The organism is Enterobacter sp. WCHEn090032, from assembly GCF_003986875.1.
GTDB classification, from domain to species: Bacteria; Pseudomonadota; Gammaproteobacteria; order Enterobacterales; family Enterobacteriaceae; genus Enterobacter; species Enterobacter sichuanensis.
Map to the genome: position 1 here is coordinate 118,513 of NZ_RXRN01000014.1, position 7,493 is coordinate 126,005.

The 7,493-nt window shown below is 50.5% G+C and carries 8 protein-coding genes; all 8 read right to left on the bottom strand.

Annotated features, from left to right (window positions below; translation table 11 throughout):
- Positions 1-13: 13 nt before the first annotated feature.
- A complete protein-coding gene (locus EKN83_RS14065; protein ID WP_045284733.1) occupies positions 14-565 on the bottom strand; it encodes a hypothetical protein in 552 nt (183 codons plus the stop codon).
- Positions 562-2,988 carry a fimbrial biogenesis outer membrane usher protein gene (locus EKN83_RS14070; protein ID WP_126801156.1) on the bottom strand — a complete coding sequence of 809 codons (2,427 nt, stop codon included), beginning with the start codon at positions 2,986-2,988 and terminating at the stop codon, positions 562-564. Before EKN83_RS14070 ends, EKN83_RS14065 begins: the two co-directional genes overlap by 4 nt.
- Positions 2,989-2,994: 6 nt before the next feature.
- Complete coding sequence (locus EKN83_RS14075) at positions 2,995-3,702, bottom strand: fimbria/pilus chaperone family protein (RefSeq protein ID WP_126801157.1); 708 nt, start codon at positions 3,700-3,702, stop codon at positions 2,995-2,997.
- Positions 3,703-3,810: 108 nt separating this feature from the next.
- Entirely contained in the window at positions 3,811-4,482 is a 672-nt protein-coding gene (locus tag EKN83_RS14080) for a DUF1120 domain-containing protein (protein ID WP_045284730.1), read from the bottom strand.
- Positions 4,483-4,909: 427 nt separating this feature from the next.
- Positions 4,910-5,407: a ClpXP protease specificity-enhancing factor gene (sspB, locus tag EKN83_RS14085; RefSeq protein ID WP_025756675.1), complete on the bottom strand. Its 498-nt coding sequence runs from the start codon at positions 5,405-5,407 to the stop codon at positions 4,910-4,912.
- Between the two features lie 5 nt (positions 5,408-5,412).
- Entirely contained in the window at positions 5,413-6,051 is a 639-nt protein-coding gene (gene sspA, locus EKN83_RS14090; protein WP_025756674.1) for a stringent starvation protein SspA, read from the bottom strand.
- A 308-nt stretch (positions 6,052-6,359) separates the two neighbouring features.
- Positions 6,360-6,752, bottom strand: a complete 393-nt coding sequence (rpsI, locus tag EKN83_RS14100) for a 30S ribosomal protein S9 (RefSeq protein ID WP_003860436.1) — start codon at positions 6,750-6,752, stop codon at positions 6,360-6,362.
- Between the two features lie 15 nt (positions 6,753-6,767).
- Positions 6,768-7,196 carry a 50S ribosomal protein L13 gene (rplM, locus tag EKN83_RS14105; RefSeq protein WP_003860434.1) on the bottom strand — a complete coding sequence of 143 codons (429 nt, stop codon included), beginning with the start codon at positions 7,194-7,196 and terminating at the stop codon, positions 6,768-6,770.
- Between the last annotated feature and the right edge of the window lie 297 nt (positions 7,197-7,493).

The window sequence follows — 7,493 nt, forward strand, 5'->3', positions numbered from 1 at the left end:
GGCTTTTTTTCGATTATTTCTTCAGAAGCTGCCAGGACAAATCACTTTCCAGCGTGGTTTGATCCGAGACATGGTCGAATGCGTTGTCGTTGAGCACAGGGAAAATAGTGACGGTAAAATTCATTTGCTGGCCGCTGGGTACCTGACCGTTTTCAACCGCGATTATCGCCTCATTATTGTGAAGATAAAGCGACGCGCCGTTGTCATCTTCCGGCGTGAAGTTCACCTGATCGGTTGTTTTCCCCACGTTGTAGCTTTTCCCGTCAAGCGTCATATTGCTGACTTTGATCGCTACCCCGCCGTTCTGCCCAAATTGAAAACGCCCTTTCTGGCCTGAAGCCCCCTGCACTAGCGTCGCCATCTGCTGTTTTTCCGGGCAATAGACGCTGACGTTAATCTCTTTTTCCGGCATTTTGTTCCAGCTTTGCTGACTGGAAATAATGTTGTCACGCCGCATCTGGCGATAATCCACCACCTGCTGAGAGAGCGTTAACTGGCACTCTTCTGCATAAGAAAGACCCGGTAAAACAAGCAGTACTAGCGCCGCCAGACGTTGAATGTTCATCGGCATACTCCGTTAACTTCCTCATAAAAGGCGTCTTCGTCATGCTTTTCAGGAAGTGTGAAATCAAGCCTGCACAGACGTTGGTTGTCATCATTAATGGCATACAGTGCCGTTACCTGATCGGCATCGTTCAGGAAGACATGCCCGTCATCGACCACCGTGACCACGTAGTTATCTTTGTCATCCACCACGGACAAACCTTTGGCGAGCGGCTTACCGTCGGCCTGTTTAATGCGTAACATGACCCGGCGGCTGTTCAGCACCTTAAAGCTCACTTCACTCACCGAGCCATGCGCCGCCGCAATGTATTTGGTGCCGTTTGCCAGGGTCATGCTTTGCGGAAGCTTGTTGGCGTCCACTTCAATGCGCGAGTTACGCCACTCGTTCAAACCAGGAATAACAGCCTGCCCCCAGCGATCGGTCCAGACAGTGCCTTGCGGGGTGGTGATCTCCACACCCGCTTTCGGCTCGCTCAGTCTGGCAATCGCGAAGGTATCCTTAATGGAATAAGGCGAGAAGGTGACCCCCTCTTTATGCATGGCAATACCACCAGACAGCGTCGCACTATAGTTACGCTGGTTATCGCCGCTGGTCCCTCCCCCTACGCTAAGCTGGGTGTAGTGCAGGTTTGTGTTGATGTTGCCGTTAAAACTGTTTTCCTTCGATTCCTGGTCACGATCGGCGGAAATATAGTAGTGGGTGTCATCACCCAGCGCTCCACTGTTCGCCAGACCGTAGCTGGTGCTGTCGCCCTGCTTGCGCATATAGGAACTCAGACTCTGCGTTCCCCCTAACGGAATACTGAGGCTGATGTATAAAAGATCGTCATTCCGATCGTCATCGGTATTCCCTACCGCGCTTTGCCAGTTAACGTTGACCGAGGCATATTTGAAAGTCTTACTCCATGACAGCAGTAAATAGCGAGAATCCTCACCATCCTCTGCGGCCTGGTTGTAGCTGAAACCCGCGCTGAATGTCCCGGCCAGCGGCGTCGACCAGCGAAGATTGGCAGAATAACTATTGTCATACCCCTGATAATCATCGTCCATGGCTTCCGCCAGCTCCCGATAATCACCGTTGTAGTGCGCAACGCTGCCCGAGAGCCCCACATTCTCGGTAAGGGAATAATCGCTCTGTAACTCGTTTTTGATGCCGCTGTCACTGTCACCAAACTGCGCCTTGCTGGCGGCCATGCTGGTGGATACGCTCCAGCTGTCGGTGACCATAAACTCAGTGCGCGCCCCTGCAGCCTGGTACTCTTCAGCCACCACACCGGAGGCAAGCAGATTCATCCAGGGGAAAATTCGCCAGCCATCGGAGACGTTGAAAACCAGCGGATCGCTGTAGTCACTGTCGATACCCCTCACCTGACCTGCCGACACGGTCAAACCGGTGGGCCGTGAAAGATTTTGCGCTTTTACGGATGCGGCAGGAACAATGTAGTGATTGGTCGAACCGTCAGACTCCACAACGGTGACGTCCAGATCGACGTTATTGCGCACCATCGGGACATCATCCAGAGTAAACGGCCCGGCCGGAACCAGAGTGTTAAAGATAAGGCGTCCGTTCTGCCGAACCTCCACGCGGGCCTGTGATGTCCGGGCGATACCGGATACGCTGACGCCGGAGCCCTCTTTCTGCAATCCGCTGGTCGGCATAAATTGCACACCGGTTATTGGGACGCCGCTGAGTACGTCTGACATGGCGTTAACTTCCCCTACCTGCATGGTCAGGCGCTGGGGAACAAAGACATGTTCAGCATAGGTATAGAGACTCTCTGCGTTTCGGGTACCATTATCATCCGTCAGGATATACCGGCTGCGCAGAGACCAGTCCATGGTATTGAACCCCGCCTCCAGGCTTGCCTGAGAGTAGCGGTGACTGCTGCTGTCGCTTCCACTGTAGTCACTTTTGGTGCTGAAGAGCGAGTAGTTCAGCAAGCCTGCCGTGCCGCCATGCTGGAAGTTTTTAACGTCAGCGCTCAGGCTATTAAGTGCTTCCGCAGGCAGGTACAGCTCGACTGCCTCCTGGTTTGGCAAGGGGTTGATCACGGCCTGGGCATAATCACTGCGTAGATCATGACAGGCCTCAGTCGCCTTTATGGAAACAGGCATCAGTCCCGCAAATTCCAGAAAATCGTTATCAACGCACATCGTACCGTCTTCGCTGAAGCGTACGGCGGCTGTTCCACGGTCGTTACCGTTCACTTTAACCGAAACCGAATGCGTGCCCGGTAAAAAGCGCGGAGCTTCGGCAAAGTAACGGTTTAGATCGGCACCCAGGCCACGAGACTTGAGGATGTCGGTATCAAATGTCACCTCTCGTGCCAACAGAGAGGTAGAATCAAACAGTACCAGAGGAATTGCGCTATAAATCACAGCGCGCACAAAAAGTGCAAGTTGGCTTTTTTGACGCACCGCCATAATCCTTTATTTTTTATTCAGATCCGTGATGAAGCTTGGGACTTCAACGCCATAGCGGCTGGCAGGGAAGAACTTCACTTTCGTGTTTCCGCTAACGGACTTGCCCATGGAAACCGTCATGGTTTCACCGGGCAAAATATAGGTTTTAGCAAGAGAGCCGCTGATGCCAGAAGGCTGCAGCACCACGTTCTGCGCCAGGCGCACAACATACTTGCTTGGGTTTTTCACCGTGACGGAGATGCCTGAGGCCGTCCATTCAAGGTATTTCCAGGCATCCGTTACCACTGCCAGCTTCGCAGGGCGAATCAGCACAGGGAGATCCTGACGAATATTGATGCCAATTTTGATTTTTTTATCGTCGCTCTTCGGTGGGATACCTTCAAAGGTCACACGTTTATAGTGTTCTACATCCAGCGGTTTGCTGGTTTGCAGAATGAAACGCAGCTGCTGTGTCTGACCGGGTTCAAGACGCACAACGGGCTGGGTAGCGACCAGCTTCAGACCTTTATCATCAGGCAGATCCACCACATCGGTATACAGCAGTGACGGATGACTATCGGTATTTTTGACGTTGATGGTGCCACTGAGAGTCGCTTCATCAATAATAAGCAGACTGGTTTCCGGCACCATACCGGCAGCATGCACGGCAAACTGTGCAGAAAATAGCGCAGCTGCGGTGAGCATTTTCACTAAAACAGTTTTAGAGTATGTCATATATATATTCCTTGAAAGCACGACTTAACGCTCCATGTTTATGGCGCTTCGGCGAGAGAAATTATTTCATCTCTGGACGAGATTTAACTCACTTTAAATTTGAAACGATTACAGGTATTTAAGGCTTATCGTCAACTGACCATCCAGCCGGGTGTCATCGGTAATACCGAGCGTCGTGGTATTTTGAATAGCCAAAGATGTTACCAGCGGAAATGTTGCTGTCTGGAAAGCAAGCGGGTCGACACTTCCCGATAATGCGACAGTAATATTGCGACTATTTTCACCCTGGCTTGAACCATCAGTACTCTTAGCCCAGGTTGTTGAACCATTCTGCTGATATATCGGATCGACAGTTTTTCCGTCAGCTGTAATGCTATTTACTTTCATAAACATGGCATAAGAGCCAATGTTCACCGTGCCTGCTTTCCCCAGCCCGTAAGTCTGGTTAGCCGCACTTTGCGCCCCACCGGTAAATGTCCCGGCAGAGACGGTTAAACCCGCGTTAGAATCGGCACGATCGTCTATCAGATTCCAGGCTACTTTTGTTGCTTCCGTACAGGTAATCGTGAGTTCGATATTCCTTTGTCCAAGCTGGTTCACGTTGGTGGATGACAATTCACCCAGGCGGATGTTGCCATAGTCAACCACCCCGCCATTACTAAATTCAGGCGTACAGGCTGAGCTCGTCAGCGTCCCTTTAATTTTCAGTATCGCGGTTTCGGAGGCAAACGAGGAACTTACGCAAAGGAATAATGTTGCAGCCAATAGAATTTTATTCATGAGTTAATCCTTAACTTATGAGTCATCGCAAATACAATATCGACGTAAACAATCCCTGTTTGTCGCTATCATCCCCGTATGCAGAAAGCATGTCGCGATAATATAGAAATCCTAAATACATGCAAATCAGGTTTATTAATTATTCTTTTTAGATTTACTAAATTTATAAATGAGTTTGATAAAACAGGCGATTCAACACTTTTACAGGCCATTTATATTCACCATGAATATTGCTTGCATTAAGTGATTACGAATGCACTCTTTTTCAAAACTCTCATTCATTTGGAATAATGCATTGCACTGTCTTAATTTCAAACAAACCTATACAGGGTAAAAATATCCTTTCAGCATGCAACCAAATATTTACATCGATAACAAAAAAATCCAGCCGACTGACGAGGGCTGGATTTTATAAGGGATGAATCCGTTATTTTACTACTCTGAGAGCAGGACGCCCCCCGCGCGGTGGCGGATCGTCATCCGGATCGTTATCATCCTGGTGATCGGGTTTGTCACCGTCAATAACGGACATGACCGTGTCGCTTTCACGCTCCCCGGCGGTATCGTCATCATTCAGGCTGGCAACGTCTTCATCGTAAGCCGCTTCCGGCTCGAACATGGTACCCGCACCGTTTTCACGCGCATAGATAGCCAGCACGGCAGCCAGCGGCACCGATACCTGACGCGGCACACCACCGAAACGCGCGTTAAAGCGGACTTCGTCGTTGGCCAGTTCCAGGTTTCCCACTGCTCGCGGCGCAATATTCAGCACGATCTGTCCGTCGCGTGCGTATTCCATCGGAACCAGCACGCCCGGCAACGTCACATCCACTACCAGGTGCGGCGTGAGCTGGTTATCCAGCAGCCATTCATAGAAGGCGCGCAGCAGATACGGACGGCGTGGGGTGAGTTGTGACATTTCCACAGTCATTAGCCTCGGCCGAGACGCATTTCACGTTCCGGTTCAGTTAAAGATGCCAGGAAAGAGTCGCGTTCAAAGACGCGAGTCATGTAGCCCTTCAGCTCTTTGGCGCCAGGGCCGCTGAATTCAACACCCAGGGTTGGCAGACGCCACAACAGCGGCGCCAGGTAGCAATCCACCAGGCTGAACTCATCGCTCAGGAAGAACGGTTTCTGGCCAAACACAGGAGCGATAGCCAGAAGCTCTTCACGCAGTTGCTTACGCGCAGCGTCAGCTTCCGCAGCGGAACCGCTGGTAATCACGTTCATCAGCGAGTACCAGTCTTTCTCGATACGCTGCATGTACAGGCGGCTTTCACCACGCGCGACAGGGTAAACAGGCATCAGCGGCGGATGCGGGAAACGCTCATCCAGATATTCCATAATGATACGGGATTCCCACAGGGTCAGCTCGCGATCCACCAGCGTCGGTACGCTTTGGCTCGGGTTGAGATCGATCAGATCCTGAGGCGGGTTATCCTTTTCCACATGCTCGATCTCAAAACTGACACCCTTCTCGGCCAGCACGATACGAACCTGATGGCTATAAATGTCAGTAGGACCAGAAAACAGCGTCATTACCGAACGTTTGTTGGCAGCGACAGCCATGAAAACCTCCAGGTATATTCAGAATTTTTACTGCTACCGGCCCAACAGGGGCCAGCCAGATGTTGTATCGCCCATCCCAGAGAAAACACATTGTTCAAGAATCGAACAAAAAGCGAGTATTCACCGATATTTGGGCAGAAAATTGGATGATAGTTTACCAGATTTTGATGGCTTTGTGGTGAGGGGATTCTGGAAATGTGGAAAAAGAGAAGATATATGCATTGATATTGTGGATAACCTGCGCATTATCCATAAAAAAACCCGCCGAAGCGGGTTTTTCGCCAATCGTTCTGCGCAAGCAGAATGGATTAACGTTTGGAGAACTGTGGACGACGACGTGCTTTACGCAGACCCACTTTCTTACGTTCAACCTGACGAGCGTCACGAGTAACGAAGCCAGCTTTACGCAGTTCAGAACGCAGGGATTCGTCGTACTCCATCAGAGCGCGGGTGATACCGTGACGGATCGCACCTGCCTGACCGGAGATACCACCACCTTTAACAGTGATGTACAGATCCAGTTTTTCTACCATATCAACCAGTTCCAGCGGCTGGCGAACTACCATGCGGGCAGTTTCGCGACCGAAGTACTGTTCCAGAGAACGCTGGTTGATAACGATTTTACCACTGCCCGGTTTGATGAAAACGCGAGCTGCGGAACTTTTGCGGCGACCAGTGCCGTAGTATTGATTTTCAGCCATTGCCTATAATCCCGATTAGATGTCAAGAACTTGCGGTTGCTGTGCCGCGTGGTTGTGCTCGTTGCCTGCGTAAACTTTCAGTTTACGGAACATAGCACGACCCAGCGGGCCTTTTGGCAGCATGCCTTTAACCGCGATTTCAATCACACGCTCAGGACGGCGGGCAATCATCTCTTCAAAGGTCGCTTCTTTGATACCACCGATGTGGCCGGTGTGGTGGTAGTACATTTTGTCAGTACGCTTGTTGCCGGTTACAGCAACTTTATCAGCGTTCAGAACGATGATGTAATCACCGGTATCAACGTGCGGAGTGTATTCCGCTTTATGCTTACCGCGCAGGCGACGAGCCAGTTCAGTAGCCAGACGGCCCAGAGTTTTACCGGTCGCGTCAACAACATACCAGTCGCGCTGTACGGTTTCTGGTTTAGCTGTAAAAGTTTTCATTAAAAGCTTACCCAAATAATAAGTTACACGTTGGTGAACACCCAAACGTTTAGTCAGTTGAGGTTCACACGACAAAGTCCGGCAAACCTACCCCTTCGAATAGCTCATGCCGACACATAGAAAGTTTCGGGAAAAAAACCTTCTCGTAACGTGGGGTCGCAAGATTATAGAGAAGTTGAGGTCAAAGATCGACCCTTAAATGTGATTTGGAATGGGTTTTTCGAGGGTGGGTAGTGTGCGGTCTGATGCCCTTGTATGTTTAAAGTCACTTCAGTTACCCGTCAACAGACGGGTAAA

Bases quoted from the DNA above. Each gene is read 5' to 3' on its own strand.
- EKN83_RS14070 (WP_126801156.1), bottom strand. From the start codon at position 2,988: ATGGCGGTGCGTCAAAAAAGCCAACTTGCACTTTTTGTGCGCGCTGTG.
- rplM (WP_003860434.1), bottom strand. From the start codon at position 7,196: ATGAAAACTTTTACAGCTAAACCAGAAACCGTACAGCGCGACTGGTAT.
- sspA (WP_025756674.1), bottom strand. From the start codon at position 6,051: ATGGCTGTCGCTGCCAACAAACGTTCGGTAATGACGCTGTTTTCTGGT.
- EKN83_RS14065 (WP_045284733.1), bottom strand. From the start codon at position 565: ATGAACATTCAACGTCTGGCGGCGCTAGTACTGCTTGTTTTACCGGGT.
- rpsI (WP_003860436.1), bottom strand. From the start codon at position 6,752: ATGGCTGAAAATCAATACTACGGCACTGGTCGCCGCAAAAGTTCCGCA.
- EKN83_RS14075 (WP_126801157.1), bottom strand. From the start codon at position 3,702: ATGACATACTCTAAAACTGTTTTAGTGAAAATGCTCACCGCAGCTGCG.
- EKN83_RS14080 (WP_045284730.1), bottom strand. From the start codon at position 4,482: ATGAATAAAATTCTATTGGCTGCAACATTATTCCTTTGCGTAAGTTCC.